This window comes from Limnohabitans sp. (assembly GCF_031539175.1).
Taxonomy (GTDB): Bacteria; Pseudomonadota; Gammaproteobacteria; order Burkholderiales; family Burkholderiaceae_C; genus Limnohabitans.
Genome location: NZ_JAVKLQ010000021.1, coordinates 67,312 through 93,573, shown reverse-complemented (window position 1 = coordinate 93,573; position 26,262 = coordinate 67,312). Strand labels below are relative to the sequence as shown.

At 55.7% G+C, this 26,262-nt stretch carries 36 protein-coding genes; 23 read left to right on the top strand and 13 right to left on the bottom strand.

Annotated elements, in window-relative coordinates; translation table 11 throughout:
- Positions 1 to 192 precede the first annotated feature (192 nt).
- Entirely contained in the window at positions 193 to 627 is a 435-nt protein-coding gene (locus RMS95_RS04315) for a DUF1841 family protein (protein ID WP_104798850.1), read from the bottom strand.
- 93 nt (positions 628 to 720) lie between these two features.
- Between RMS95_RS04315 and pcaF the strand changes: the two genes are divergently transcribed.
- From pcaF to RMS95_RS04300, 3 genes are read left to right on the top strand one after another with little or no spacing between them, the layout of a single operon-like run.
- Complete coding sequence (gene pcaF / locus RMS95_RS04310; RefSeq protein ID WP_310643891.1) at positions 721 to 1,923, top strand: 3-oxoadipyl-CoA thiolase; 1,203 nt, start codon at positions 721 to 723, stop codon at positions 1,921 to 1,923.
- 5 nt (positions 1,924 to 1,928) lie between these two features.
- Complete coding sequence (locus tag RMS95_RS04305; protein WP_310643889.1) at positions 1,929 to 2,657, top strand: 3-oxoacid CoA-transferase subunit A; 729 nt, start codon at positions 1,929 to 1,931, stop codon at positions 2,655 to 2,657.
- A gap of 2 nt (positions 2,658 to 2,659) precedes the next feature.
- Positions 2,660 to 3,301 carry a 3-oxoacid CoA-transferase subunit B gene (locus tag RMS95_RS04300; RefSeq protein ID WP_310643887.1) on the top strand — a complete coding sequence of 214 codons (642 nt, stop codon included), beginning with the start codon at positions 2,660 to 2,662 and terminating at the stop codon, positions 3,299 to 3,301.
- 50 nt (positions 3,302 to 3,351) lie between these two features.
- Here RMS95_RS04300 and RMS95_RS04295 read toward each other — a convergent pair whose 3' ends face one another.
- Complete coding sequence (locus tag RMS95_RS04295) at positions 3,352 to 4,128, bottom strand: ferredoxin--NADP reductase (RefSeq protein ID WP_310643885.1); 777 nt, start codon at positions 4,126 to 4,128, stop codon at positions 3,352 to 3,354.
- 162 nt (positions 4,129 to 4,290) lie between these two features.
- On the opposite strand from RMS95_RS04295, the gene RMS95_RS04290 reads away from it, so the two are divergent.
- Positions 4,291 to 4,761, top strand: a complete 471-nt coding sequence (locus RMS95_RS04290; RefSeq protein ID WP_310643883.1) for a MarR family transcriptional regulator — start codon at positions 4,291 to 4,293, stop codon at positions 4,759 to 4,761.
- A gap of 78 nt (positions 4,762 to 4,839) precedes the next feature.
- Positions 4,840 to 5,295 carry a MaoC family dehydratase gene (locus RMS95_RS04285; protein WP_310643882.1) on the top strand — a complete coding sequence of 152 codons (456 nt, stop codon included), beginning with the start codon at positions 4,840 to 4,842 and terminating at the stop codon, positions 5,293 to 5,295.
- Here the strand turns inward: RMS95_RS04285 and trmL are convergent.
- Together trmL and RMS95_RS04275 are read right to left on the bottom strand one after the other, a co-directional pair.
- Positions 5,279 to 5,749 carry a tRNA (uridine(34)/cytosine(34)/5-carboxymethylaminomethyluridine(34)-2'-O)-methyltransferase TrmL gene (trmL, locus tag RMS95_RS04280; protein ID WP_310643880.1) on the bottom strand — a complete coding sequence of 157 codons (471 nt, stop codon included), beginning with the start codon at positions 5,747 to 5,749 and terminating at the stop codon, positions 5,279 to 5,281. The two genes, RMS95_RS04285 and trmL, sit on opposite strands and share 17 nt — an antisense overlap.
- Before the next feature lie 21 nt (positions 5,750 to 5,770).
- The gene (locus RMS95_RS04275; RefSeq protein ID WP_310643878.1) at positions 5,771 to 6,520 is read right to left on the bottom strand and encodes a ComF family protein; all 750 of its coding nucleotides are present in this window, start codon (positions 6,518 to 6,520) and stop codon (positions 5,771 to 5,773) included.
- Positions 6,521 to 6,541: 21 nt separating this feature from the next.
- On the opposite strand from RMS95_RS04275, the gene RMS95_RS04270 reads away from it, so the two are divergent.
- The 7 genes from RMS95_RS04270 to RMS95_RS04240 all read left to right on the top strand — a co-directional run bounded on the left by RMS95_RS04270 (position 6,542) and on the right by RMS95_RS04240 (position 12,202).
- Positions 6,542 to 7,444, top strand: a complete 903-nt coding sequence (locus tag RMS95_RS04270; RefSeq protein ID WP_310643876.1) for a methyltransferase domain-containing protein — start codon at positions 6,542 to 6,544, stop codon at positions 7,442 to 7,444.
- Between the two features lie 119 nt (positions 7,445 to 7,563).
- Positions 7,564 to 8,730 carry a cytochrome c oxidase subunit II gene (gene coxB, locus RMS95_RS04265; protein WP_310643874.1) on the top strand — a complete coding sequence of 389 codons (1,167 nt, stop codon included), beginning with the start codon at positions 7,564 to 7,566 and terminating at the stop codon, positions 8,728 to 8,730.
- A 27-nt stretch (positions 8,731 to 8,757) separates the two neighbouring features.
- Positions 8,758 to 10,386 (top strand): cytochrome c oxidase subunit I, encoded by a 1,629-nt coding sequence (gene ctaD / locus RMS95_RS04260; RefSeq protein WP_310643872.1) that lies wholly within the window; start codon positions 8,758 to 8,760, stop codon positions 10,384 to 10,386.
- Between the two features lie 5 nt (positions 10,387 to 10,391).
- Positions 10,392 to 10,502, top strand: a complete 111-nt coding sequence (locus RMS95_RS04255; protein ID WP_310643901.1) for a cytochrome oxidase small assembly protein — start codon at positions 10,392 to 10,394, stop codon at positions 10,500 to 10,502.
- 4 nt (positions 10,503 to 10,506) lie between these two features.
- On the top strand, positions 10,507 to 11,112 hold the full coding sequence (locus RMS95_RS04250; RefSeq protein WP_310643870.1) for a cytochrome c oxidase assembly protein: 606 nt from the start codon (positions 10,507 to 10,509) through the stop codon (positions 11,110 to 11,112).
- Positions 11,109 to 11,303 (top strand): DUF2970 domain-containing protein, encoded by a 195-nt coding sequence (locus RMS95_RS04245; protein ID WP_104798861.1) that lies wholly within the window; start codon positions 11,109 to 11,111, stop codon positions 11,301 to 11,303. The genes RMS95_RS04250 and RMS95_RS04245 overlap by 4 nt, the downstream gene beginning before the upstream one ends.
- Before the next feature lie 17 nt (positions 11,304 to 11,320).
- The gene (locus RMS95_RS04240) at positions 11,321 to 12,202 is read left to right on the top strand and encodes a cytochrome c oxidase subunit 3 (protein WP_310643868.1); all 882 of its coding nucleotides are present in this window, start codon (positions 11,321 to 11,323) and stop codon (positions 12,200 to 12,202) included.
- A gap of 76 nt (positions 12,203 to 12,278) precedes the next feature.
- On the opposite strand, the gene RMS95_RS04235 is transcribed toward RMS95_RS04240, so the two are convergent.
- Positions 12,279 to 12,557 (bottom strand): twin transmembrane helix small protein, encoded by a 279-nt coding sequence (locus RMS95_RS04235; RefSeq protein WP_405023356.1) that lies wholly within the window; start codon positions 12,555 to 12,557, stop codon positions 12,279 to 12,281.
- Between RMS95_RS04235 and RMS95_RS04230 the strand changes: the two genes are divergently transcribed.
- The 5 genes from RMS95_RS04230 to RMS95_RS04210 are packed head-to-tail and all read left to right on the top strand — an operon-like array spanning position 12,556 to position 16,551.
- Positions 12,556 to 13,263, top strand: a complete 708-nt coding sequence (locus tag RMS95_RS04230; protein ID WP_310643866.1) for an SURF1 family protein — start codon at positions 12,556 to 12,558, stop codon at positions 13,261 to 13,263. The genes RMS95_RS04235 and RMS95_RS04230 overlap by 2 nt on opposite strands.
- Positions 13,241 to 13,933, top strand: a complete 693-nt coding sequence (locus RMS95_RS04225; RefSeq protein ID WP_310643864.1) for a hypothetical protein — start codon at positions 13,241 to 13,243, stop codon at positions 13,931 to 13,933. The genes RMS95_RS04230 and RMS95_RS04225 overlap by 23 nt, the downstream gene beginning before the upstream one ends.
- On the top strand, positions 13,933 to 15,042 hold the full coding sequence (locus RMS95_RS04220) for a COX15/CtaA family protein (RefSeq protein WP_310643863.1): 1,110 nt from the start codon (positions 13,933 to 13,935) through the stop codon (positions 15,040 to 15,042). The genes RMS95_RS04225 and RMS95_RS04220 overlap by 1 nt, the downstream gene beginning before the upstream one ends.
- Before the next feature lie 19 nt (positions 15,043 to 15,061).
- A complete protein-coding gene (gene cyoE / locus RMS95_RS04215; protein ID WP_310643861.1) occupies positions 15,062 to 15,949 on the top strand; it encodes a heme o synthase in 888 nt (295 codons plus the stop codon).
- 50 nt (positions 15,950 to 15,999) lie between these two features.
- The gene (locus RMS95_RS04210; protein ID WP_405023358.1) at positions 16,000 to 16,551 is read left to right on the top strand and encodes an SCO family protein; all 552 of its coding nucleotides are present in this window, start codon (positions 16,000 to 16,002) and stop codon (positions 16,549 to 16,551) included.
- A gap of 76 nt (positions 16,552 to 16,627) precedes the next feature.
- On the opposite strand, the gene rpoH is transcribed toward RMS95_RS04210, so the two are convergent.
- Both rpoH and RMS95_RS04200 read right to left on the bottom strand, forming a co-directional pair.
- Entirely contained in the window at positions 16,628 to 17,563 is a 936-nt protein-coding gene (gene rpoH, locus RMS95_RS04205; RefSeq protein ID WP_310643857.1) for an RNA polymerase sigma factor RpoH, read from the bottom strand.
- The gene (locus tag RMS95_RS04200) at positions 17,560 to 18,660 is read right to left on the bottom strand and encodes a Stealth CR1 domain-containing protein (RefSeq protein ID WP_310643855.1); all 1,101 of its coding nucleotides are present in this window, start codon (positions 18,658 to 18,660) and stop codon (positions 17,560 to 17,562) included. The genes rpoH and RMS95_RS04200 overlap by 4 nt, the downstream gene beginning before the upstream one ends.
- 45 nt (positions 18,661 to 18,705) lie before the next feature.
- Here RMS95_RS04200 and RMS95_RS04195 point away from each other — a divergent pair, with 45 nt between their 5' ends.
- Complete coding sequence (locus tag RMS95_RS04195) at positions 18,706 to 19,470, top strand: 2OG-Fe dioxygenase family protein (protein ID WP_310643853.1); 765 nt, start codon at positions 18,706 to 18,708, stop codon at positions 19,468 to 19,470.
- 14 nt (positions 19,471 to 19,484) lie between these two features.
- Here RMS95_RS04195 and RMS95_RS04190 read toward each other — a convergent pair whose 3' ends face one another.
- Complete coding sequence (locus RMS95_RS04190; protein ID WP_310643851.1) at positions 19,485 to 19,982, bottom strand: Rrf2 family transcriptional regulator; 498 nt, start codon at positions 19,980 to 19,982, stop codon at positions 19,485 to 19,487.
- A gap of 262 nt (positions 19,983 to 20,244) precedes the next feature.
- Between RMS95_RS04190 and RMS95_RS04185 the strand changes: the two genes are divergently transcribed.
- A complete protein-coding gene (locus RMS95_RS04185; RefSeq protein ID WP_104798874.1) occupies positions 20,245 to 20,574 on the top strand; it encodes a polymer-forming cytoskeletal protein in 330 nt (109 codons plus the stop codon).
- Positions 20,575 to 20,650: 76 nt separating this feature from the next.
- Here RMS95_RS04185 and RMS95_RS04180 read toward each other — a convergent pair whose 3' ends face one another.
- Both RMS95_RS04180 and ftsY read right to left on the bottom strand, forming a co-directional pair.
- Entirely contained in the window at positions 20,651 to 21,124 is a 474-nt protein-coding gene (locus tag RMS95_RS04180; protein ID WP_310643849.1) for an Mpo1-like protein, read from the bottom strand.
- A 28-nt stretch (positions 21,125 to 21,152) separates the two neighbouring features.
- The gene (ftsY, locus tag RMS95_RS04175) at positions 21,153 to 22,190 is read right to left on the bottom strand and encodes a signal recognition particle-docking protein FtsY (RefSeq protein ID WP_310643847.1); all 1,038 of its coding nucleotides are present in this window, start codon (positions 22,188 to 22,190) and stop codon (positions 21,153 to 21,155) included.
- Between the two features lie 39 nt (positions 22,191 to 22,229).
- Here ftsY and rsmD point away from each other — a divergent pair, with 39 nt between their 5' ends.
- From rsmD to RMS95_RS04155, 4 genes are all read left to right on the top strand, one after another.
- Positions 22,230 to 22,823, top strand: a complete 594-nt coding sequence (gene rsmD / locus RMS95_RS04170) for a 16S rRNA (guanine(966)-N(2))-methyltransferase RsmD (RefSeq protein WP_310643845.1) — start codon at positions 22,230 to 22,232, stop codon at positions 22,821 to 22,823.
- A 32-nt stretch (positions 22,824 to 22,855) separates the two neighbouring features.
- Positions 22,856 to 23,356 (top strand): pantetheine-phosphate adenylyltransferase, encoded by a 501-nt coding sequence (coaD, locus tag RMS95_RS04165; protein ID WP_310643843.1) that lies wholly within the window; start codon positions 22,856 to 22,858, stop codon positions 23,354 to 23,356.
- Between the two features lie 7 nt (positions 23,357 to 23,363).
- Complete coding sequence (locus tag RMS95_RS04160) at positions 23,364 to 24,062, top strand: histidine phosphatase family protein (RefSeq protein WP_310643841.1); 699 nt, start codon at positions 23,364 to 23,366, stop codon at positions 24,060 to 24,062.
- Between the two features lie 74 nt (positions 24,063 to 24,136).
- Positions 24,137 to 24,391: a YfhL family 4Fe-4S dicluster ferredoxin gene (locus tag RMS95_RS04155; protein ID WP_310643839.1), complete on the top strand. Its 255-nt coding sequence runs from the start codon at positions 24,137 to 24,139 to the stop codon at positions 24,389 to 24,391.
- 16 nt (positions 24,392 to 24,407) lie between these two features.
- Here the strand turns inward: RMS95_RS04155 and RMS95_RS04150 are convergent, their stop codons facing one another.
- The 3 genes from RMS95_RS04150 to RMS95_RS04140 form a co-directional block, all read right to left on the bottom strand.
- A complete protein-coding gene (locus RMS95_RS04150) occupies positions 24,408 to 24,812 on the bottom strand; it encodes a hypothetical protein (RefSeq protein ID WP_310643838.1) in 405 nt (134 codons plus the stop codon).
- A 37-nt stretch (positions 24,813 to 24,849) separates the two neighbouring features.
- Positions 24,850 to 25,533 (bottom strand): aminoacyl-tRNA hydrolase, encoded by a 684-nt coding sequence (gene pth, locus RMS95_RS04145; protein ID WP_310643836.1) that lies wholly within the window; start codon positions 25,531 to 25,533, stop codon positions 24,850 to 24,852.
- A 102-nt stretch (positions 25,534 to 25,635) separates the two neighbouring features.
- On the bottom strand, positions 25,636 to 26,256 hold the full coding sequence (locus tag RMS95_RS04140) for a 50S ribosomal protein L25/general stress protein Ctc (RefSeq protein ID WP_104798883.1): 621 nt from the start codon (positions 26,254 to 26,256) through the stop codon (positions 25,636 to 25,638).
- Positions 26,257 to 26,262 lie beyond the last annotated feature (6 nt).

Below are 26,262 nucleotides of genomic sequence, written 5' to 3'. Positions count from 1 at the left end.
TTTGGTATCGTTCTTCTCGGCTGAGGTGCTTGTACATTGGGCAATTTCGATTTGGCGGTTAAAGCGGCCATGATGCTCTCGCATCCTCAGCCACCTATAACCAGTTCATCTTTGTTGCACTTCGTCCTTGAATCCGCCTTATGAAAAAGCCCGCTTTTAGCGGGCTTTTTTACGTCTGTAGGGGCGGTGTTTTTAGTCGCGTGTGGCACGCCTCTGCACAGCGTCGATGTAGGCGTGACCGTCAGGCGGGCGACCGCTGCGTTGGCTTTCCCAAATCATTTGACCCAAGGCGTCCATGGTTTCATGGTGGGCCGTGTGCAAGCTGTCACGCCTCGCGGTCAGTAACTCAACGGCTTGGCGGATGCCGCGGGGTTGGTCAATCGAGCATTGCTCGCTCACCGACAGATGCATCGACAAATGGAGGAAGGGGTTCACTTGGCCGTCTTTGACCTCGTACATGCGCGCCAAGGCGGCATCGACATCGGCAAAGTCGGCGTGGTACTCGGGGTGCTCGGCCACCCATTGGCTGGCCAACGTTTCGAGCGCGTCCATAGGTTGTGCATCGCGCCATTTGGCATAGACCGAACAGAAAAAGCGCCGAACATCGGCTTGGCTAGGTTCAAACATGGCTGCATTGTCACTCAGGCGTCCTGATTAGAGCGCAGGAAGGTGTGATTGGCTATATTCAGCCATCGATATCCAAAATGAACGAGGAAGACCATGAACCAAGCTTTTATTTGTGACGCCATTCGCACGCCTTTTGGTCGTTACGGCGGCGCTTTGTCATCTGTGCGTGCCGATGATTTGGCGGCTGTGCCCCTGAAAGCGTTGATGGCGCGCAACCCGAATGTGGATTGGTTGGCCGTGACCGACTTGATTTATGGCTGCGTCAACCAAGCCGGTGAAGACAACCGCAACGTGGCTCACATGGCGAGTTTGTTGGCTGGTTTACCGATGGAGTTGCCCGGTGCCACCATCAACCGCTTGTGTGGCTCTGGCATGGACGCGATTGGCACGGCAGCACGCGCCATCAAAGCCGGTGAAGCCACGATGATGATTGCGGGCGGTGTGGAGAGCATGAGCCGTGCCCCCTTTGTGATGCCCAAGGCCGAAAGCGCCTTCAGCCGCAGCAACACCGTGTACGACACGACCATCGGCTGGCGCTTCATCAACAAATTGATGAAAGAAAAGTATGGCGTCGACTCCATGCCCGAGACCGCCGAGAACGTCGCCACTGACTTCAAGATCAACCGCGAAGACCAAGACAAGATGGCTTTGGCCAGCCAGATGAAAGCCGTGGCGGCACAGCAGTCGGGCTACTTCGATGCTGAAATTTGCCCCGTCACCATCCCCCAGAAAAAGGGCGATGCCGTGGTGGTCAGCCAAGACGAGCACCCACGCGCCACCAGCATGGAGTCGCTGGCCAAACTCAAACCGGTGGTTCGCCCCGACGGCACGGTGACGGCAGGCAATGCCAGCGGTGTCAACGACGGTGCCTGCGCTGTTTTGTTGGCCGATGAGAAAACGGCAGCCAAGCAAGGCTTAACGCCGCGCGCGCGCATTGTTGGCATGGCCACCGCAGGTGTGCCTCCTCGCATCATGGGCGTTGGTCCCGCACCCGCCACACAAAAAGTGTTGGCATTGACGGGCTTGACCTTGGCTGATTTGGATGTCATTGAACTCAATGAAGCCTTTGCTGCGCAAGGCTTGGCCGTGTTGCGTCAACTGGGTTTGCAAGACGACGATCCCCGCGTCAACCCCAACGGCGGTGCGATCGCGTTGGGCCATCCCTTGGGTGCCAGTGGCGCACGTTTGGTGACCACGGCCATCAACCAATTGCACCGCACCGCCGGCCGTTACGCCCTGTGCACCATGTGCATTGGCGTGGGTCAGGGCATCGCCATGATTGTTGAGCGCGTGTAAGCACCATGATCAACAAAGTGGCTGACTCCATCGCGCAAGCGCTGGCCAACATTCCCGACCAAGCCACCGTGATGATTGGTGGCTTTGGCACCGCAGGCATTCCCGACGAGCTGATTGAGGGGCTGATTGCCTCGCTGTCTGACAGCGCGGTGCAAGGCCTGACCTTGGTCAACAACAACGCCGGCAACGGTGATGCGAGCATTGCGGCCTTGTTGAAAACGGGGCGCGTACGCAAGATCATTTGCAGCTTTCCGCGCCAAGCCGACAGCTATGTGTTTGATGAACTTTACCGCTCGGGCAAGTTGGAGTTGGAGTTGGTCCCGCAAGGCAATTTGTCTGAGCGCATTCGCGCGGCAGGCGCAGGTGTGGGCGCATTTTTCTCGCCCACGGGCTATGGCACCGAATTGGCTAAAAACGCAGACGGTTCTCCCAAAGAAACCCGTGAAATTAACGGTCGCATGTATGTTTTGGAATACCCGATTCATGCCGATGTGGCCTTGATCAAGGCGGAAAAGGGCGATCGTTGGGGTAACCTGACGTACCGCAAGTCGGCCCGTAACTTTGGACCTTCCATGGCCATGGCCGCCCAACGCACCGTGGCCTCTGTGCATGAGGTGGTCGACTTGGGAGCTTTGGACCCCGAGGTCATCGTGACGCCTGGGATTTTTGTCACCCATGTGGTGAAAGTGCCGCGTGTCGCCACCCAAGGTGGTGGTTTTAAGAAGGAGGCTTGAGCATGGCCTACATCCGCAGAACCAAAGACCAGATGGCCGCCCGTGTGGCGCAAGACATGCCCGAAGGCGCGTATGTGAATTTGGGCATTGGCATGCCCACCTTGGTGGCCAACCACCTGCCAGTCGGCTTAGAAATTATTTTGCACAGCGAAAACGGCATCTTGGGCATGGGCCCTGCGCCTGCTGCGGGCGAAGAAGATTTTGACTTGATCAACGCGGGCAAACAGCCCGTGACCTTGATGCCGGGCGGGTCGTATTTTCACCACACCGACAGCTTTGCCATGATGCGTGGCGGGCATTTGGATATTTGTGTGCTGGGTGCCTTTCAGGTCAGCGAGCACGGTGATTTGGCCAATTGGCACACGGGTGAGCCCGGTGCGATTCCCGCCGTTGGCGGTGCCATGGATTTGGCGATTGGAGCCAAGCAAACTTGGGTGATGATGGATTTGCTCACCAAGCAAGGCCAAAGCAAAGTGGTGCGTGAATGCAGTTACCCGCTCACCGGCTTGGCCTGTGTGAAACGCATCTACACCGACTTGGCGACTTTGGCGGTAACGCCCCAAGGTTTGCAGTTGGTCGATTGCGTGGACGGCCTGTCGCACGCTGAGCTAGAGCAGTTGGTGGGACTGAAAATTCAGGCGTAAAAAAAGCACTCAGCGCGGACCGCTGAGTGCTTTTGGTGATGTCGCTTTGCTTATTGCTCGGCGAACGCGCGCTCAATCACGAAATCACCAGGCTTGGTGGTGTTGCCTTCTTGGAACTTGCGTTCTTCCAGCATGTGCTTCAAATCTTTGAGCATTTGTGGGCTACCGCAAATCATCACGCGGTCGTGGACTGGGTCGAGCGGAGGCAGGCCGAGGTCGCTGAACATCTTGCCGCTTTCCATGGCATCGGTCAGGCGACCTTGGTTGCGGAACGGCTCGCGGGTGACGGTGGGGTAGTACAGCAGTTGTTGGCTGACCATCTCGCCCAAGAACTCATGTTTGGGCAACTCTTGGGTGATGTAGTCGTGATAAGCCAGTTCTTTCACTTCACGCACGCCGTGCACCAAGATCACTTTTTCAAAGCGCTCGTAGGTGTCTGGGTCGCGGATGACGCTCAAAAACGGCGCCATGCCTGTGCCTGTGGAGAGCAAATACAGGTTTTTACCGGGCAGCAAATAGTCGATCAACAAAGTGCCGGTAGGCTTGCGGCCCACCACGATTTTGTCGCCGACTTTAATGTGTTGAAGCTTGGAGGTCAACGGGCCGTCTGGCACCTTGATGCTCAAAAACTCCAAATGTTCTTCGTAATTGGGGCTGACGATGCTGTACGCGCGCAGCAGCGGCTTGCCGTTTTCGCCACGCAGGCCAATCATGGTGAAGTGGCCGTTAGAGAAACGCAGCGCTTGATCACGGGTGGTGGTGAAGCTGAACAGGCGATCGGTCCAGTGGTGGACGGACAAAACTTCTTCTTCGAGAAATGCACTCATGGGTTGAATAAATCTATAGAAATCAAGCCTCTAGTGTAGGTCAGTGCTTCTAACGCTTGGCTATAAGGTGTTGCACGCTGTTGCATATGGTGAGCGGCCTCGCAGCAGGGGGGGTGATACATTCTTGACGTTCATTTCTTTATTTTTGTGCTTTTTCACCTGATGACAGACGTCACCCCTTCTTTGCCCTTGACTGATTTACCCGGTCACCACATCCGTCGTTTGCAACAAATTGCGGTGGGCTTGTTCATGGAAGAAACCCAAGCGTTTGGGCTCACGCCCGTGCAATTTGCGGCTTTGAATGCGGTGGTGGCCCAGCCCGGGATTGACCAGCGAACGCTGGCTGCCAGCATCGGGTTTGACACCTCCACCATCGGCGGGGTGGTCGATCGCCTGGAGGCACATGGTTGGGTGCGACGTCAGGTGTCGCCCGACGACCGGCGTGCTCGCCTGCTGCATGCCACCCCTGAGGGGGCGACGTTGCTCAGGCAAGTGAGTCCGTCGGTCTTACGGACGCAACAACGCATCTTGGCGCCCTTGCCGGAGGCGCAGCGGCAAGAGTTTGTTCGGATGTTGTCGGTTTTGGTCGAGGCCAACAACGACGCCAGCCGTGCGCCGCGTAGCGTCGAATAAACGGGCGCTTGGGCAGGCTGTCTCTTCGTCGACAGCACGGGCTTTGCAGCGGTTTCAATCTGCGTCAAAGTCGGTCACATGAAGTTATTCAACACACTCCAAGATGTACGGGCTTCGGTCGGTCAAGAGGGCGTCGTCAGCGATTGGCTCACGGTCACCCAAGATCAAATTAACCAATTTGCCCAAGCCACGGGCGACCATCAATGGATTCACATCGATCCTGAGCGCGCCAAAGAAGGCCCCTTCGGGACCCCTATTGCGCATGGGTTTTTGACCTTGTCGCTGTTGCCGCGTTTTTTCGCCACCGCTTTCAAAATCGACAACGTGCGCATGGGGGTGAATTACGGTTTGAACAAAGTCCGCTTCACAGCGCCTGTGCCGGTCGGCAGCCGCTTGCGTGCACACATGACGCTCCAAGCGTGTGAGCCGATTGACAACAACGGCATGCAGCTGACATGGCTCGTGTCGGTGCAGCGAGAGGGCGCTGACAAGCCCGTGTGCGTGGCTGAGTCGTTGACTAGGCTTTATGCGTGAACCCGTTTTGTCGCCAAGCTTCAAACACGATCACCGCCACGGCGTTTGACAGGTTGAGGCTGCGTTGACCCTCGCGCATGGGCAAGCGCAGACGTTGGTTCAGTGCAAAAGTTTCACGCACTTCAGCGGGTAAACCGCTGGTTTCTGAACCGAACACAAACCAGTCGCCAGGCTGAAATGTCATGTCGTGCGCTGTGTCCGAGCCCTTGGTGGTCAAGGCAAACATTCGGTCCGTTGCCGGTTGGGCGTCTTTCAAGAACGTGGCCCAATCGGCGTGACGCAAGACGGGCGCGTACTCGTGGTAGTCGAGCCCAGCACGTCGCATGTGCTTGTCGTCCATCGAAAACCCCAAGGGTTCCACCAAGTGCAAGGTACAACCGGTGTTGGCCGCCAAGCGAATGATGTTGCCCGTGTTGGGCGGAATTTCGGGGTGAACGAGGACGATATGAAACATGCCCCCATTGTCTCGCATGCGTTAGGGGTGGTCGTCCATGTCGGTGCGCGTTTCGGTGCGGGCGAGAACCACCGCCGTGATGTGTGTAGCGCCCGCAGCACGTAAGGTGCGGGCCGCCTCAAACAATGAGGCGCCCGTGGTCATCACGTCGTCCAGCAGCACCAAGCGTTGGTTTTTCACGTGTGCCATGCGCAATGGATCGACCCAAAAGGCATCGCGCACATTGTCAAATCGTGCATCGCGTTCGGCACCCACTTGATGGGCGCTGTCTGTGGCGCGTCGCAGGGTGTGTGCGTCGGCTTTGTGGGGCGCGAGATGGCGTGCCAGCTCGTAGCTTTGGTTGAAGCCGCGTTCACGCAACCGCTGGGCCGACAGTGGCATGGCGATCACAACAGACGCGGCTTCGAGCGCAGGTTCGACCCATGGCGCATGCCGCATCACGTCGGCCAAGCTGCGGCCCAAGCCTGGATCCGCCTGAAATTTGAAGCGTGCGATGCATTCAGACCACGGAAATGTGTAACTCACGGCGGCGACGCAAGCATCAAGCGGTGGCGGGCTTTGTGCGCAGTGCGGGCATGTGGCTTGGGTGAGTGTCAGCGCGCAGGTTGGGCAGCGTGTTTGCGGCTGCGCGAAGCGCGTCATGCAGTTGTCGCACACGGGGTGACTGGGCCACGCTTGGCAAATCTGGCACAAGCTAGGCCATTGGCGTACTGTGAGCCAAGGTTTCAACCCAAGTCCGAACAAGGCTTTGCTGCGTGATGCGAAAGTCATGCCTCAATATACTGCTGACCCATGTCTGATATTCCTGCTGAGCAACCCCCGACCCTTGACCCCATTGCATGCGCCCGTTGGGCGCAGTGGCTGCACGTGCAGTCGCCTTGGCTGAATGAAGAGGTGGGGCGGCGCATGGAAGACCGGCTGCAATGGATTCGCCTGGAACCCAAGCGTTGGGTGGACTGGGCGCCTGTCAGTGGCGGACTCCAAGCTCATAAGGCCGTTCGTGCGCGCTATCCCAAGGCCGTGAGTGACGTGGTGGAGCCCACACTTGCGCGTCAAACCGTGGCCAAACATGCGTTGCAAACCCCGTGGTGGCAACGTTTGGGCCGCGCGGACAGCGTGTCAATTGGCTCGCATGCGCCTGGCAATGCCGATATGGTGTGGGCCAACATGGCGCTTCATACGGCAGCAGACCCTCAGGCTTTGTTGCGTGAATGGCACCAAATGTTGGCGACCGACGGCTTTTTGATGTTCTCGTGTCTCGGACCGGACACCTTGCACGAGCTCAATGCGGTGTATGCCCAAGCGGGATGGCCCCCTGCCTGCCATGCCTTCACCGACATGCACGATTGGGGCGATATGCTGGTGCAAGCGGGCTTTGCCGAGCCCGTCATGGACATGGAACGCATCACCTTGACCTACGACAGTCCAGCCAGTCTGCTGGCTGAATGCCGTATTTTGGGGCGCAACTTGCACAAAGACCGATTTGCTGGTTTGCGAGGACGGGTTTGGCGGGCTGATCTTGAAAAAGCTTTGTTGAATTTGGCCCAGCCCCTTCAGGACGGTCGTTTGGCTGTGACGGTTGAAGTGATTTATGGCCATGCGCTGAAGCCTTTGCCACGGGCCAAAATGACCAGCCAAAGTACCGTGACACTGCAAGATATGCGGTCTCTGCTGGGTCAGTCGAAGCGAGATTGAGCCTTGCTAGAATGCTCGCTGGATATTTATAGGGCAAACACCAACCTTGGACATTGAGTTAAGTCAGTGTTTGTTGAGTTTGTAATGCTGAAAGCTATCAATTGAGGCAATCTAACGTGATGAAGAACAATCTTTTACAAAAGGTGGCTTCGGGTTTGCTGTTCGCCGCCGCCTGGGCGAGTACAGCAGCTTGGGCTGTGAATGACTTGCCCGGAGGCCCGGGCGTCAGGCAACTGAACCTGCAAGCCGGTGCAACAAAAATTGCGCAAGAGCAAGGCTGGTTGCATTGGTTCATGCTCATCATCTGTACGGTGATTTTTGTGGCCGTGTTTGGTGTGATGTTTTATTCCATCTGGAAACACCGCAAATCCGTGGGCCACAAGCCAGCCTCTTTCCATGAGTCTGTCAAAGTGGAAATCGCATGGACTGTCATTCCTTTTGTGATCGTGATCTTGATGGCGCTTCCCGCGACCAAGGCTGTGGTGGCACAAAAAGACACATCCAATGCTGACCTGACCATCAAAGCGACGGGTTACCAGTGGAAGTGGGGTTATGACTACCTCAAAGGCCAAGGTGAGGGCATTGCCTTCATCTCGACGTTGGACAACGCACAGCGCGAAATGTCTAACAACGGTGCCAAGGGCGTGGACCTGGATGACTACTTGCTCAAAGTTGACAATCCTTTGGTCGTGCCTGTGAACAAAAAGATTCGCATCATCACGACGGCCAATGACGTGATTCACGCGTTTGCCGTGCCTTCATTGGGTGTGAAGCAAGACGCGATCCCCGGCTTTGTGCGTGACACTTGGTTCCGCGCTGAAGCCGTCGGCAACTACTATGGTCAATGCCAAGAGTTGTGCGGTAAAGAGCACGCCTACATGCCCATTCACGTCAAAGTGTTGAGCGCAGAAGACTACAGCGCTTGGGTGGCCGATCAGCAAAAGAAAATGGCTGCGTTGCAAGACGACCCATCCAAAGTCTGGACCTTGGACGACATCACCAAGCGTGGTGAGAAAGTCTATGCAGCCAATTGCGCAGCATGTCACCAGCCCAACGGCAAAGGTGCAGGCCCGATCAAGCCACTCGACGGCGCAGCTGTCGTGTTGGACGCTGACAAGACCAAGCAAATCAAAGTGTTGTTGAATGGCCAAAACAATTTGGCGATGCCAAGCTGGAAGCAGCTGAGCGACACCGACATTGCGGCTGTCATCACCTACACAAAAAATAATTGGTCGAACAAGACCGGCCAGCTGGTTCAGCCCGCCGATGTCAAAGCCGCCCGTTAATTCACTAGCGTTTAGAAGGAAAACATCATGAGCGCAGTACTCGACTCTCACGGTCACGCAGTGGGCGACCACGGCCACGACCACCACGGTGCCCCACACGGCTGGCGCCGTTGGGTTTACGCGACCAACCACAAAGACATTGGTACTTTGTACATGTTGTTCGCATTCACCATGCTGATGATTGGTGGCGTCTTAGCGCTGCTGATTCGCGCCGAGCTGTTCCAGCCCGGCCTGCAGCTGGTCAATCCTGAGTTGTTCAATCAACTCACCACCATGCACGGTCTGATCATGGTGTTTGGCGCCATCATGCCGGCCTTCGTGGGTTTTGCGAACTGGATGATCCCGTTGCAAATCGGCGCGTCTGACATGGCTTTTGCCCGCATGAACAACTTCAGCTTCTGGTTGATGATTCCTGCTGCAGCCATGTTGGCCGGTTCGTTCTTCATGCCTGGCGGCGCTCCCGCTGCTGGTTGGACACTGTATGCACCTCTGACCCTGCAAATGGGTCCTTCGATGGATGCTGGTATTTTTGCCATGCACATCTTGGGTGCTTCGTCCATCATGGGTTCGATCAACATCATCGTCACCATCTTGAACATGCGCGCCCCTGGCATGACCTTGATGAAGATGCCCATGTTCGTTTGGACATGGTTGATCACGGCTTACTTGCTGATCGCTGTGATGCCTGTGTTGGCTGGCGCGATCACCATGACGTTGACGGACCGCCACTTCGGCACCACGTTCTTCAACCCCGCCGGTGGCGGTGACCCGATCATGTACCAGCACATTTTCTGGTTCTTCGGTCACCCTGAGGTGTACATCATGATCTTGCCAGCTTTCGGCATCATCAGCCACATCGTGCCTGCTTTCGCGCGCAAGAAATTGTTCGGTTACGCCTCGATGGTGTATGCCACTTCGTCGATTGCGATTTTGTCGTTCATCGTTTGGGCGCATCACATGTACGCCACAGGCATGCCTGTGACGGGTCAGTTGTTCTTCATGTACGCCACGATGTTGATTTCTGTGCCAACGGGCGTGAAAGTGTTCAACTGGATCGCGACCATGTGGAAAGGCTCGATGACTTTCGAGACCCCCATGTTGTTTGCCGTGGGCTTCATCTTCGTGTTCACGATGGGTGGCTTCACCGGTCTGATTTTGTCGATGGCACCCATTGACATTCAAGTTCAAGACACCTACTACGTGGTGGCTCATTTCCACTACGTGTTGGTGGCGGGTTCGTTGTTCGCCATGTTCGCTGGCTTCTACTACTGGTGCCCCAAGTGGACGGGTGTGATGTACAACGAAACACGCGGCAAGATTCACTTCTGGTGGACCCTGATCTCGTTCAACGTGACCTTCTTCCCCATGCACTTCTTGGGTTTGGCCGGCATGCCACGTCGCTACGCTGACTACCCCATGCAGTTTGCCGACTTCAATGCCTTGGCTTCGGTTGGTGCGTTCTTCTTCGGTTTTGCTCAGGTCTACTTCTTCCTGTTTGTCGTGGTGCCTGCCATGCGCGGCAACGGTGTGAAAGCATCTGCCAAGCCTTGGGAAGCTGCGGAAGGCTTGGAGTGGGAAGTTCCTTCTCCTGCACCTTTCCACACCTTTGAAAACCCACCCAAGCTGGATGCCACGGCAACCCGCGTGATTGGCTAATGATGATGACGCCCGAGCAGCGCAAAAAGAACCTCCGCATGGGCCTGATCTTGGCCTCTGTGGCCGTGGTTTTCTTCGTTGGCTTTTTCGCCAAAGTCATGCTGTTGAACCACTGAAGCCATGTCCACCACACGCAATAACTTGCTGATGTTTAAAAAGCTGCTCGTCGTGGCAGCTGGCATGTTTGCGTTTGGTTATGCCTTGGTGCCCATGTACAAAGCGATTTGCGAGTTCACGGGCATCAATATTTTGGCTTTGGGCGAGCGTGAATTGCCAGGGGTGGGCTCAGCCCGTGCCAAGGTGACGAACACGCAAATTGACACCAGCCGCACCATCACGGTGGAGTTTGATGCCAATGCCCGCGGTCCGTGGAAGTTCAAGCCTGCGCAAAGCTCGTTGCAAGTTCATCCGGGCGAGATGATGACGGTCATGTACGAATTTGAAAACGTGCAAGACCGTGTCATGTCGGCCCAAGCCATTCCAAGTTATGCGCCACGCCAAGCGGCGGCCCATTTCAACAAGTTGGAGTGTTTTTGTTTCAACCAATACACCTTGGCGCCCGGCGAGAAAAAGCAGTGGCCCGTGGTGTTTGTGATTGACCCTAAGCTGGGCAAAGACGTGACCACCATCACCTTGTCTTACACCTTCTTTGAAGTGGGTTCCAAAACCCCACCTGCACCGACAGCCGCTTTGGGTGTGCTGCCTAAAACAGGAGAAGGCGTGTGAGTAACAAAGGGTCTTTGTGGCGCTCTGTGCGCGCTGTGGCTTGGTCGTTCATCGGAATTCGCAAAGGTAGCGGGTTCCAAGAAGATGTTGCCAATATCAAACCTTTGCATGTGCTGGGTGTGGGTGTTGTGGCAGCGTTGTTGTTTGTGATTGGGTTGATCGTGTTGGTCAATCTGGTCGTTGCTAAATAAGAATTGAAGGAGTGAACATGAGTAGCACCGCACACGGTTCAACACCGTATTACTTTGTGCCCAGCGAGTCGCGCCATCCGGCGTTCGCCGCGTTAGGCTTGTTTTTTGTGATCTTGGGCGCAGGCCAATGGGTCAACGGTGCAGATTGGGGCAAATATTCTTTGTTCTTTGGTCTGGCACTTTGGCTGGGTGTGTTGTACCAATGGTTTGGTGATGCCATCTCTGAGAGCGAAGGCGGTCAATACGGTCACAAGATCGACTTGTCGTACCGCTGGAGCATGAGCTGGTTCATCTTTTCTGAAGTGATGTTCTTCGGCGCATTCTTCTCTGCATTGTGGTGGGCTCGTTCGCATTCGGTGCCCATGCTTGGCAGCTTGGACAATGCCTTGCTCTGGCCTGATTTCAAAGCGGTTTGGCCATCGATGGCAGCTGGCATGACAGCGTCACCTGCTGGCATCATTGAGCCGTTCCAAACCATGACACCTTTCTGGTTGCCCACCATCAACACCGCTTTGTTGTTGAGCTCTGGCGTGACTTTGACCGTGGCTCACCATGCGATTCGTGAAAACCATCGCTCGACAGCGATCAAGTTCATGTGGCTGACGGTGCTGTTGGGTGTGGTCTTCTTGTTTGTGCAAGGCTATGAGTACTACCATGCGTACCATGAAATGAACTTGAAGCTCACTTCGGGCATTTACGGTTCTACGTTCTTCATGTTGACCGGTTTCCACGGCTTCCACGTCTTTTTGGGCATGTTGATGTTGTTGGTCATCACCTTGCGTTTGCAAAAAGGCCACTTCACGGCAGACAAACACTTCGGTTTCGAAGGCGCTGCTTGGTACTGGCACTTTGTGGACGTGGTGTGGTTGGGCTTGTACATCCTGATCTACTGGCTGTAAGTCAAACCGATCACCCATGAGAAAAGGCCGCATGTGCGGCCTTTTTTGTTGAGATGACGAACTGTGGATGCTGTGTTTATTGACCTGCTGCGATGCCTGTCGGGTGGATATAACCCAGCTTCCAGCCGATCAAAATAAACAGAAAAATCAGGATTGAAAATCCGACGCGAAAAGCCAAAGCCTTCACCATATTGCTTGATTTTGCTTGCCCATTGCGACCGTCTCGCATCATGAACACAAGCGCGGAGCCCAAGCTCACCAAAATAGCCAAGAACGCAATTGCAACAATGAATTTCATAGGCACCATTATCTCTTTACCGCGCAGCCGTGCTTTCGCATGGGTGACGCTGGCCATGCTGGTTGGTGTGGCGGTGACGGTGCGTTTGGGGTTTTGGCAATTGTCTCGGGCGGATCAAAAGCAGGCACAACATGCGGCTATCGTGGCGCAACAGTCTGCGCCTGTATTGCATACCGATGCCTTGTTGGCTGAGCCAGCGTTGTTTACCCAGTTGCACCGTCGTGTGCAGTTGCAAGGGCGCTGGTTGCGTGAGCACACCGTTTATTTGGATAACCGCCCGATGCAAGGCCGTGCTGGGTTTTGGGTGGTGACGCCTTTGGCGTTGAATGAGCACATCACGGTGCTGGTCCAGCGCGGTTGGATACCACGCAACAGCCTTGATCGCACCCAGCTGGCGCCCATTGATACGCCTGAGGGCTTGGTGCAGTTGCAAGGCCGTTTGGCACCGTCACCCTCGGCTGTGTTGCGTCTGGGTGGTGCAGAGGCAGATGCCAGCGCTGATCCAAGGACTTCCAACATTCGGCAAAATCTAGACCTCGATCAAATGGCCGCTCAGATGGGCGTTCACTTTTCTGCGACTGTGCTGCAAACCGATCCGGCATCGGAAGGGCTGTTGCGTGAGTGGCCCGAAATTGCCTCCGGAATCGACAAAAACCTCGCCTACGCTTTTCAATGGTTTGCTTTGGCTGCTGTGCAGCTGATGCTTTATCTTTGGTTTCAATTCATCACACCTTATCGCCATGTCCGACGCTCCACGCCCTAAATCTGATCATCCCTTAGGGATGACGGTGTACGACTTGCCTTCGCCCGATGCCGTGGCACAAGCCGATGCCAAGCGCACAGCCATGGGCCGGTTGCGCATGCTCGCGGTCTTACTCATTTGTGCGGCGCCTGTGTTGGCGTCTTATTTCACGTACTACGTGGTGCGACCTGAAGGTCGTCGCAATTTTGGTGAGTTGATCCAGCCTACGCGCGCCTTGCCCGATGTGACGGTGCAGAACCTAGAGGGCCAAAAAATCCAGTTGCCTGAACTCAAAGGCCAATGGTTGCTGGTCAGCGTGGCCGATGCTGCCTGCGATGCCACTTGTTTGCGCAACTTGTATTTGCAGCGTCAAATTTTGATGGGTCTTGGCAAAGACCGCGACCGCACGGAATGGGTGTGGTTGGTCACCGACGCAGCCAATGTGCCAACTGAGATCACGCCTGGCTTGAAAGAGGCCAATGTGTTGCGCATCGATCCAAAAGCCTTGCAGCAGTGGCTGGTGCCTGCAGAGGGCAAAGCCTTGTCGGAGCACTTGTTTGTGGTGGACCCGCACGGCGAGTGGATGATGCGCTTTCCTGCGCAACTGAGCGACGAAGGTGCGCTCAAGGCCAAGAAAGATTTAGAGCGTTTGCTGCGTGCGGCAGCCGCTTGGGACGAAGCAGGCCGCTGATGCAAAACTTTGACCTCGGCCCCGTGATTCACCTGTTGGTGATGGGGGCGCTCGTTGCCATGGTCCCACTGTGTTGGGTTTGGCTGCGTAACCCGCGCGCTTCGACAGCCCGGCGCGTGCAATTGCTCACCTTAGTGACCCTTTTTCTGACCTTTGATTTGGTCTTGTTTGGCGCATTCACGCGTTTGACCGACTCTGGGTTGGGCTGCCCTGACTGGCCTGGTTGCTATGGCCACGCGAGTCCGGTGGGCGCGCACGCCAGCATTGCGGTCGAGCAAAGTCAAATGCCCACAGGGCCTGTCACACACACCAAGGCTTGGATCGAGATGGTTCACCGCTACATGGCGATGGCTGTGGGTGGTTTGATCCTGACCTTGGCTGCGTTTGCGTGGGCGCGTCGCTGGCGCGGGGGTAGCTACAGTGGCGTGGCTTGGCCCACATTCACGTTGATATGGGTGTGTGTGCAAGGTGCGTTTGGTGCCTTGACTGTCACCATGAAGTTGTTTCCGCTGATCGTCACATTGCATTTGTTGGGTGCCTTGGTGTTGCTCGCTTTGTTGACTTTGCAGGTGCAGCGTGATCGTCTGCAAAGTGGTGCTGGAGCGGCCTCGAACATGTCTTCTGGCCTGTTCATCGCGACGTTCCTAGGGTTGATGGCCTTGACCGCGCAAGTGCTGCTGGGCGGTTGGGTGAGTACCAACTACGCGGTGTTGGCTTGCAACACTTTTCCACAGTGTCAGGGCACTTGGTGGCCGTTGATGGACTTTGAGCAGGGTTTCACCCTGTGGCGTCACTTGGGGCAAAACGCACAAGGTGAGCCGTTGACATTTGAGGCGCTCACGGCCATTCACTACGTACACCGACTTGCGGCGTACGCGGTGTTGGTGTATTTGGCATGGCTGGCTTTGTGTTTGCGTCGTGTGGCTGAAACGCCTGCCAAGTTGTTGCTGGGTTTGTTGTTGTTGCAGTTGCTAACGGGTTTGTCCAACGTGGTGTTGGATTGGCCATTGGTCGCTGCTGTCTTGCACACCGGTGGTGCCGCTGCGATGGTGGTGGTGTTGGTGTGGTTGTTAACAGGCGCGCGCACGTCGCGCACCACTTTGAATTGATTGTTACGAGACCCGTTTTATGAGCCTCGCTGTTCCTTTTTTCATTCGTTTGCGTCAGTTCAACGCGTTGACCAAACCACGCGTGATTCAACTCATCGTGTTTTGTGCCTTGATAGGCATGGTGTTGGCTGTGCCTGGTGTTCCTTCGTGGGATGAAGTCAAGCTCGGTGCTTGGGCTTGTTTGGGCATTTGGTTTGTCGCAGGGGCAGCCGCGGCATTCAACTGCTTGGTCGAAAAAGGCATCGATGCGCGCATGAACCGAACGGCTTGGCGTCCCACGGCGAAGGGCGAGTTGAGTGATGCCGAGACTTTGTTGTTCTCTACGCTGATGTGCGTGGTGGGGTCGTGGATTTTGTATGCCTTGGTCAACCCGCTCACCATGTGGCTTACCTTTGCCACGTTTGTGGGTTACGCCGTGATTTACACGGTCATTCTGAAACCGCTGACACCCCAAAATATCGTGATTGGTGGTGCTTCGGGGGCCATGCCACCGGTGCTGGGTTGGGCTGCGATGACGGGCGATGTGGGCCCTGAAGCCTTGATTTTGTTTTTGATCATTTTCTTGTGGACACCGCCGCACTTCTGGGCCTTGGCTTTGTACCGTGTTGAGGATTACCGCAAGTCTGGCTTGCCCATGTTGCCGGTGACCCACGGCAATGCGTTCACGCGCTTGCAGGTGTTGCTCTATACCTTCGTGTTGTTTGCCGCTTGTTTGATGCCATTCATTTATCGCATGAGTGGCTGGTTTTACTTGGCCAGTGCGATCATTCTGAGTCTGGGTTTTTGCGGTTACGCATTTGCCCTTTGGCGCAACTATTCGGATGCGCTGGCGCGCAAAACCTTCCGGTTTTCACTCATCCACTTGAGCTTGTTGTTTGCAGCGCTCTTAATTGACCATTACCTGTGATGACCCCATTTCGACGTTTCTTTGGCGCGTGCATTTTGGCTATCTTGGCAATGGCCTTGATCGCTTGCACGCCTGACAAGCCCAAATTCAATGCCATTGATGTCACGGGGGCCGACTACGCCAAAGGGTTCACGTTGACCGATCATCTGGGTCAGACCCGCAGCTTGAGCGATTTCAAGGGCAAAGTGGTGGTGCTGTTTTTTGGCTACACCCAATGCCCTGATGTGTGCCCCACATCGATGGCCGAATTGGCCGAGGTCAAACATTTGTTGGGGGCTGATGGCGAGAAGTTGCAGGGGGCCTTCATCACGGTGGATCCTGCGCGAGACACCGCGGAGCTGCTCAAGGCGTACATGGAGAATTTTGATCCCAGCTTTGTGGCCTTCATTCCGACGCCTGAACAACTGGCCACAGTCGCCAAAGATTACAAGGTGTATTACAAAAGGTCAGAGGGCAAGACGCCCACGAGCTACACCATGGACCATTCCGCAGGCAGCTATGTGTATGACACACAGGGCAATTTGCGTTTGTACAGTCGTTACGGCAGCGGCGCACAAGCTTTGGCACAAGACATCCAATTGCTTTTGAAAACACAACCCTAAGCCTCTCGCGACGTCTGAAGGGGTAACAAAAAAGGGCCGCAATTGCGGCCCTTGTCACGTCTGCGCAAGCCGCCGCTTAGGCGTATTCAGCCAAAGCCGTTTTCATTTTTTTCATGGCCGCGACTTCGATTTGGCGAATGCGTTCAGCGCTGACGCCATATTCGGCCGCCAAGTCGTGCAGAGTCATACCGCCTGAACCGTTGTCTTGCACCTTGAGCCAGCGCTCTTCCACGATGCGGCGGCTGCGTGCGTCCAGCACATTGAGTGCCGCTGTCAGCCCGTCCGAGGCCAAGACGTCGCGTTGGTGCGCAGCAATCATGGCGGTGGGTTCGTGGTTGGTATCGGTCAAGTACGCGATGGGACCATAGGCGTCTTCGTTGTCGTCGCCGGGTGTGGGGTCCAGCAACACGTCGCCACCGGACATGCGCATTTCCATCTCGATCACTTCTTCGGGCTTGACGTTGAGCTTGTGTGCGACGGTGTCGATTTCAACCGCATTCAGTGTGTTGCGGTGCGTGGAGGCATCGCCTTCGCCTGCGTCGGCTTTGAAGCCTTGCTTCATGGAGCGCAAGTTGAAAAACAGCTTGCGTTGGGCTTTGGTCGTGGCGACCTTGACCATGCGCCAGTTTTTCAGAATGTATTCGTGAATTTCGGCCTTGATCCAGTGCATGGCGTAGCTGACCAAGCGTACGCCTTGGTCAGGGTCGAAACGTTTGACGGCTTTCATCAAACCCACGTTGCCTTCTTGAATCAAGTCAGCGTGGGGCAGGCCGTAGCCCAAATATTGGCGCGAAACGGACACCACCAAGCGCAGGTGCGAGAGCACCAGTTTTCCGGCGGCTTCGAGGTCGTTGTTGTCGCGCAGCTTGCGGGCAAACTCTTGCTCTTGCTCCAGCGTCAGCATGGGCAAGCGGTTCGCTGCCGTGATGTACGCATCGATGTTGCCCAGTGGGGGCACCATCGACCACGGGTTCACGACGGAGAGGGGAGCAGCATGTGTCAAGTTTGTCATTTTGTAGTCCTTTCGGATACCAATGACCCAATATTAGCACTTGAAGGGTGAGAGTGCCAAAACCTAGAAAAACTAGGGTTTACCCGTTCATGCGCAGAAGGGGTTGGCAACAGTTGCGCCAAGGTGTGGCGAACTTGCGTTAAGCGTGGATCGTCGGGCATCGCATCGTCCGTCGTGTCGTTGATGCAAAAGAAATCGAGTTGGCCAAACTGTGCTGTCAACTGCGCCAGCGCAGTACTGACGAGTGCATCGCCGGTGGCCACATAAAGGTGCGAGTGGTCCTTGATTTGTGCGACACCGTGGGCCAAGGACCAGCGCAGCACAAAGTCAGAGACGATGGTGGGCTTGTCCCAGCTGCGAAAGACAGTGGAGCGCACACGCGCAAACAAATCAGCAGCTTCGTCTTCAAGCGCCATCAAGATCGATTTGAGCATCGGGCGTGGCGAGTGTGCAAAAGTTCGCGCCGTGTGGGTGTAGGCCGCGTCGAGTTGATGCACTGGTTGGTGTTGAGCCAATGTGCTGGACTGAGCCTCTGCCTTGGTGTCGAGCCATTTTTTTGACAAGCGGCTGGCGTTTTCCAGCGACGTGGCATCGGTTTGCATGGCGTGGCCCATCACCTCGGGGTCGTCGGACCATGCGACGTAGAAGCCGCCATCGAAAAACCAATCGTTCACTTGGACGGGGGCGCCAAAGAACACGTCATCGTTGAAATAGAAATAACGCTCAGCTAACCCAGGGATGCGGTGGATGTAAGACTCGATGTTGCCCGAGTCAAACGTGGGCAAGGAGGCTTCGGGAATCAAATCGCGGTGATCGATCACGGTTAGTCGGTCTGACGTTTGGAGCCATGCGGGTACTTGGCCATCGGTCACGATGTAGACGTGGCCATGATCGGGGAAAAATTGCGCCAGCGCTCGCAAGCTGTAACGCAGCTCGTCGTTGTCTCGAAAACGGCCTTCAACATTACCGAAGCGGGCGATGGTTTGGTTGCCTTGTGGACTCAGCAGAGCCGAGGCATTTTGACGCTTGGCGCGCCATCCGTCGTCGTTGCCATCCACCCAAAGGTAAACGATGTCGATGGGTGAAGAGATTTGCATGCGGCATTTTAGAAGTGGGGGCTAAGCCTGGGTTAAATTGGGCCTATGTCTGAATCTCAATTTTTACCCCCTGTTGTCGTGCTGGAACAGATGCTGCCTGAGTTGCAAGCCAAAGGCTATGCCGTGTTGGGGGCGCAAGACGTGGCGCGTTGGGTGCATTGCAGCTTGGCTGAGTTGAACGCGTTGTGCAGTGACTGGAATGACATGCCACCTGATCTTTACTTGAAAGACGGCGGTCATTACCGTCGCCGCCGTCATTCATGCTTTGAGTACGAGGGCGGCGTTGTGACGCAGGTGCCGCATCGGGCACATTGGCAATCGTTGGATTACAACGCTTTGCACGGGGGTATGCAGCGTTGGTTCGAACCCATGCGGGCCGACATCGTCGCTCGGCCTGTGTGGCAGCAGCTGTTGTGTGCTTTCGGGCAAACGGCGCAAGCCCTGCGGGGGTTTAAACATCCCGACGCAAGCCCTGCCAAGGGTTGCATCGAAGCGCATCAATTCCGGATTGACACGACCGATGGCATTGGGCGTCCCACGCCAGAGGGCGCGCATCGCGATGGGGTGGATTTGGTGGGCGTGTTCATGGTCAACCGCACGGGGATCAAAGGTGGTGAGACGCGTGTGTTTGAAGCCAATGGCCCAGGTGGGCAGCGCTTCACGTTGACGGAGCCTTGGTCTTTGCTCTTGTTAGATGACGCACGCGTGATTCATGAAACCACGCCTATCCAACCCTTGGCGCCGAGTGGCCATCGGGATACGTTGGTGTTGACGTGTCTGGCCGGTGCGTTTCAAAGGGAAGACGCTTAGCCGGCAGGCCATGTTCAGCAGCGCATGGACAGCTGAAACACGGAGTTAGGGGCGCGGGGAATGAACATCTCTGGCAAGGGCTTGAATTTGAAGCGATTGTTCGAGGTGCTGTTTGTCGGTACGTCCCAATCACGCACATCGACCAACTCGGCCAAGGTGGTGGCAGTCAGGTGCTGCTCAATGACCTGTTGCAATCCCAGTTCAAAGTCAGTGCTGACCAATGCGCCTTCGTGTGGGTTGGCCGTGCTGGGGGTCAGGGGCGTTTCAAAAATCTTGGCAATGTCCCACACCGTGACAAAGGACGGATCGGCATTCATTTGATAGCCGCCACCTGGGCCTTTGCCTGAACGAATCAGATCATGGGCTTTGAGTGCTTTCAAAATGCTTTCTAAGTAAGAGACCGACAGGTTGAGTCGCTCCGACATGGCCTTGGTCGTCAGAGGCCGGCCTGCGGGTTGGCTGGCGATGGCCAGTACGGTTTTCAATGCGAAATCTGTTTTGTTGGAAATCATGGCTGTTTTCTCATGTGTTGCGTAGGATTATCCGTTTTGAATGGTTATTTGTCTATGTTTTAACTATTAATTTGAAATTAACCTATTCAATATCTATGCAAATGAGGTGGGGTCGTGATGGCATACGCATGCCATGTCTCGTGGTTTTGCTGATACCCGTGCCATTTGTTATCTTGTGGACATCTTTGGATCGATCTGGGGTGTGTGGCTCTAGAATTCATCCATCTTTATTGAAGATCAACTCAGAATCCAAAGGACACGCATGGCTGATATCAACCCCAACAACAACAACCTCGTGATTGGTGAGGGCGTCACATTCAAGGGCTCTATCGCCGCCCCAGGCAAGGCTGTGATCAACGGCAATGTGACCGGCGAACTCATCGCGGATGACTTGTTGATCGGTAACAAGGGCCAAGTGACCGGCACCGTGCGCGCACGCGAGATCGATGTGCATGGCGAGCTCAACGAAGACATCATTTGCAAAGAGCATTTGTTGATTCACAGCACAGGCAAAGTGTCGGGCACCTTGGAGTACCACGAGTTGGAAATCCAACGCGGTGGCCAATTCCGAGGCAACATGACGCAAAAATAAGTCATGCCTTGAATGACAAAGCCCGCTGTTGCAGTGCAACAGCGGGCTTTTTTTATGGGCCCAGGTGCGGTGGCTTTTACCAGTGCCAACCCAAGCGGCGCAACAGCACTTGCGCCACAAACAACGGACCCACCCAGAGGTATTGCAGGTCTTCAAAGAAAGACGGCTTTTTGCCTTCTAACTTGTGTCCGATGAATTGCCCAATCCACGCCACAACAAAGATCGTGGTGTAAATCGCCAATTGGTGTGCCTGCAAAGACGTGATGAGCATCCACAGCAGCGAACTCCAAACTGACATCAGCACAGCAGCTCGTGCAGATAAGCGCAGGTAGTACACCATGCTGGCGCTGAGAAATGCCAAGGCCGCCAGAGGATGCAAGGTATAAATCAAGCCTACCAAGCTGAACATGATCAATGGCACGCAGATGCAATGCAGCGCTTCGTTCGTGGCGTTTTGATGGCTTTGGGCGTAGTGCGCGATCAAGGTGTCAATGCGTCGCTCGGGGGCATCGCCTGTCGCGGGGTCTTGGAGGGGATCGGTGACGTTCATGCGCAGGCTCCTTGCATTGTGGGTGGGTCTAATCGAGCAAAGCCTCGGCAAATTCTTGGGCACTGAAGGTTTCTAAGTCTTCCACAGATTCACCGACGCCGATGAAATAGACCGGCACGACTGAGCCACCGTTGGCAGCGCGACTTTGGCCCCACAAGGCAATGGCTGCCAACACGCCACCCTTGGCTGTACCGTCGAGTTTGGTGACGATCAGACCGGTGAGGCCCAAGGTGTCGTCAAACGCTTTGACTTGTGTCAAGGCGTTTTGTCCGGTGTTGCCGTCAATCACCAACAACACCTCGTGGGGGGCACTGGCTTCTGCCTTTTGGACCACGCGTTTGATTTTTTTCAATTCTTCCATCAAATGCAGTTGGGTAGGCAAGCGGCCCGCAGTGTCGACCAACACCACGTCTTTGCCGCGTGCACGTCCAGCGGTGACGGCATCAAAACTGACAGCGGCAGGGTCGCCGCCTTCTTGGCTGACGATTTCGACCGTGTTGCGGTTGGCCCATACCGCGAGCTGCTCTTTGGCAGCCGCTCGGAAGGTGTCAGCAGCGGCCAGCAGCACCGAGGCACCGCTGTCACTGAGGTGGCGGGTCAGTTTGCCGATGGATGTGGTTTTGCCCGCGCCGTTGACGCCCGCGACCATGATCACGGTGGGCTTGTGCGCACCAATGGTGAGTTGCTTTTCCAGTGGTTTGAGCAGCTGCGCAATGCTGGCCGCCAACAGCGCCTTGACGGCAGAGGGCTCCGTGGTGTGCGTGTCTTTGACGCGTTGTTTCAAATCGGCCAGCAGGTATTCGGTGGCTTGCACGCCCGTATCGGCCATGAGCAGCGCTGTTTCTAGCTCTTCGTACAGTGCATCGTCAATTTGGGTGCCCGTGAACACCGTGCTGATGCTCTGGCCCGTGCGACGCAGTCCCGCCCCAAGACGCTTGAGCCAACTTTGACGTGGCCGCTCTGCGGGTTCTGCGATGGCCGCGCTCGGGGCGGGCGCCTCGGGGATTGACGCTGTTGGCGTTGTCTCAACAGGGGGGGAGATTTTTTTCTTGAAAAAGCTAAACATGTGCGGAGGTTTCTAGAATCAAGCCATTCTATGAAACCCATGACACCTCCCCCCCAAAAACCTGCCAAGCCCCACAAAGGCGCAGGCGAAGTTCGCATCATTGGCGGCCAATGGCGCCGTACCAAATTGCCCGTTGCCTTGAAACCGGGTTTGCGTCCCACACCCGATCGGGTGCGGGAAACCTTGTTCAACTGGCTGGGGCAGTCCTTGTTCGGTTGGCGTTGTGTGGATCCGTTTGCGGGCACGGGCGCATTGGGCCTAGAGGCAGCCTCCCGCGATGCGGCGCATGTGTTGCTGTGCGAGGTTGACCCAGCCTTGGTCGAGCAATTGAACAAACAGGTGGCGCGCCTGAAAGCCACGACTGTGCATGTGCAGCGCACCGATGGCGTGGCGTGCCTTAAACAACTCATGCCGTCTAGCGTGGACTTGGTCTTTTTAGACCCCCCGTTTGACAGTGCCTTGTTTGAGCCCGCTTTGCAGGCGGCAGCCAAAGCCGTCAAAACCGAGGGCTGGGTGTATCTGGAAGCCCCTGTTGTGTGGACCGACGAGGCATTGGCACCCTTTGGGTTGATGCAGCATCGCCATTTGAAGGCCGGTGCAGTTCATGCGCACTTGTTGCGTCGCGTTGCCTAACTTTTTACCGTTCTAGATTGACAGGAGCATCCATGTCCAAGTCCGTGATTGCCATTTATCCAGGTACGTTTGACCCAATCAGCTTGGGTCATGAAGACATTTTGTTGCGTGCTGCTGCTATGTTTGACAAGGTGATCTTGGCCGTGGCCACGGCGCATCACAAGAAAACCTTGTTCACTTTGGATGAACGCATGGACATGGCGCGTCAAGCCATGGCGGCGCACCCACAAATCGAAGTGGTGCCCTTCACAGGCTTGGTGCGCGACTTTGCCCGCTTGCATCACGCCAAAGTCATGGTGCGCGGTGTGCGCGCGGTGACGGACTTCGATTACGAGTTCCAACTCGCGGGCATGAACCGCCAGCTCATGCCTGATGTGGAAACCGTGTTTCTCACACCGAGCGCGGAGTACCAATTCATTTCCAGCACGTTTGTGCGTGAAATTTCGATGTTGGGCGGTGAGGGCGATGGTCGTAATTTGGTGTCGCCAGGCGTTTATGAGCGCTTGATGGCCAAAAAAGCAGCCGCGGCTTGATGCCCACATGGCCGAGTTTTTGCTCATCCGCCATGGCGAGACGGATTGGAACCGTGAACTGCGCTTCCAAGGTCAAATTGATGTGCCGTTGAACGACATCGGCTTGTTGCAAGCACAGCGCTTGCAGCAACGTTTTGATGAGGCGTTGGCCGGTTGGCGTATGGAAGGCCGTGTGCCTACGCGTTTGATCAGCAGCGACTTGGTGCGCGCCCAGCAAACGGCCCAAGCGGTGGCCCAAGCTTTGGGGCAACCGTGTGCGACCGAGACGGGCTTGCGGGAGCAATGTTTTGGCGTGTTTGAGGGCTTGCGTGCTGCGGATATTCAGGCTCAGCATCCTGATGCGTGGCAGCACTGGTTGAAATTTGATGCGCACTACGCCGTGGAAGGCGCCGAGAGCACCCAAGTGTTCTACGACCGTGTGATGGCAGCCATGGCGCAATTGGCAAAGCAGCACGCTGGCGAGCGTTTGGTGGTGGTTACCCACGGTGGCGTGCTGGACATGATTTGGCGCCATGCGCAAGCCTTGTCGTTGCATGGCCCCCGTGCTTGCGAGATCCCCAATGCTGGCTTGAGTCAGGTGGCTTGGCGTGACGCCACTTTGCATATTTTGGATTGGGCCGATACATCGCATTTGGCGGACATGCCGCCTCAACCGCACTACCGCCAAACAGCCGCGGCCTCCCGACCCGCAGACGCCAAGTCATGAAAGCAACCGCACGGCGTGTGCGGGTGTTGCTGGCAGGGATAATCGTTCTTTATCTTTGAATTTGCGGATTTTTTATGGCCTTGATGATCACCGATGAATGCATCAACTGCGATGTGTGTGAGCCCGAGTGTCCCAATGAAGCGATCTTCTTAGGCCCCGAAATTTACGAAATTAACCCCGACAAATGCACCGAGTGCGTGGGGCATTTTGACGAGCCGCAATGCGTGCAAGTTTGTCCTGTGGCGTGTATCCCTGTGAATCCACAACGCTTAGAAGGGCGCGATGCCTTGATGGCGAAATTTCGCCTGTTACAGCAACAGAGTTCATGAACGCTTGACGCCAAAGCTAGGGCGCAGCTTTCGGGCTAGCGCCATTTTTTTCGGCTTTTTTCTGAGGCGACTTCGGCGTGCTGTCTTTGGCCGTGAAGTAAGGGCTGGCAACTTTTCGGTGTTTCCCATGAGACGGCGGCATGGGGGGCGCACTGTCGACGGTGCTGCTGAACATGGCATCACGGTTGTAGGTGGGCATGACGGCCGCATTGCGTTGGGTTTGTTGCTCTGCCTTGAGTCGATTTTTCTCTAAGGCATCGGCTTGTTGTTGCGCTTGCACGGTCTGCATTGTTTGGGTTTGAGCTTGTCGTGCATTGCGGGCATCCGAAATCGAGGGGATGGCCGCACCGTTGCATGAGGGGTTGGCGCTGTATTGGTCGCCGCAGCGGTACACCGTTTGGGCTGCCGCCGCTGACGCCATCAGGACGAAGACCCATGCGCAAGACGCCAGCCTGTGCTCAACGCATGTCTGGTTTTGTCTCGCCGTCGTGCGTGGGTACGGTTGTTGTGGCATGGCCAGACTCCTCTTTGGCGGCTAAGTTCGCCGGCCTAGGGGGTTTGGGCCGAGGAGGCTTCGCGGTGTGAATCATTTGTGTGGCTTTGACCATATCGCCCGAGAGCAAATGAGGCAAAGCCAAGCTGGTACGTGACACACAGTCTTCAATGGCACTGCGTTGGTCTGGCGCTGGTTTTTTCAAAACCCAATTCGCGACTTCAGACTTATGGCCTGGGTGGCCAATTCCGATACGCAGTCGCCAGTATTGGTCGGTGCCGAGTTGTGCATGAATGTCGCGCAGGCCATTGTGTCCGGCGTGGCTGCCCCCGAGTTTGAGTTTGGCTTCGCCAGGTGGAATGTCCAACTCATCATGGATGACCAAAATTTCATCGGGTTGAATTTTGAAAAACCGAGCTAAAGCGGCAACGGATTTGCCTGACAAGTTCATGAAGGTTTGTGGCTGCAACAACCACACGTTTTGCCCTTTGACAGTCGTGCGTGCCACCAAGCCGTGGTATGCACGGTCAGGCTGCAATTGAACTTTGAGGTCCCGAGCGATGGTGTCGATCCACCAAAAGCCAGCGTTGTGGCGTGTCGATTCATAGTCTGAGCCTGGATTTCCAAGGCCAACAAGCAGCTTAATCATGTGCGAATTATCCGTGAGTGGGTGTGGCAAGCCTTGTTCAGGAGCCCACAAGCAAAACGGCCCACCGAAGTGGGCCGTTCAAAGCAAACGCTCAAAGAGAGATTACTTCTTCTTTTTGTTGTCGCCAGCAGCAGCGGCGGCTTCTTGAGGTGTAGGTGCCTCGGCCTTTGTTGCCACCACAGCCACCAACACGGGGTTGGAGCTGCCAGGCGCCACAACTGTCACGCCTGCGGGCAGGGTGATGTCTTTGGCGTGCAAAGAGTGACCTTTGGTCAAGTTGCTCAAGTCCACAGCGATGAACTCTGGCAAATCTTTTGGCATGCAAGAGATTTCCAATTCAGTGGCGATGTGGTTGATCAAGCACTGGTCAGCTTTCACAGCTGGCGAGTTCTCTTCACCTGAGTAGTGCAAAGGCACTTTTTTCTTCATCTTGGTGTTGGCATCGATGCGTTGGAAGTCGATGTGCAAGACGAGTTGTTTGAAGGGGTGGTATTGCACGTCGCGCAACAACACTTCAGTGCTCTTGCCGTCGATTTCCATTTGCAACACAGAAGCGTGGAAAGCTTCTTTTTTCAGGGCATGCCACAAAGCGTTGTGATCGATTTCGATCAACGAAGCTTCAGTAGCGCCACCATAGACGATGCCTGGTGTACGACCTGTTATACGCAGACGGCGGCTCGCACCCGTTCCCTGCTTAGCGCGCTCAAAAGCGACAAATTTCATAATTAA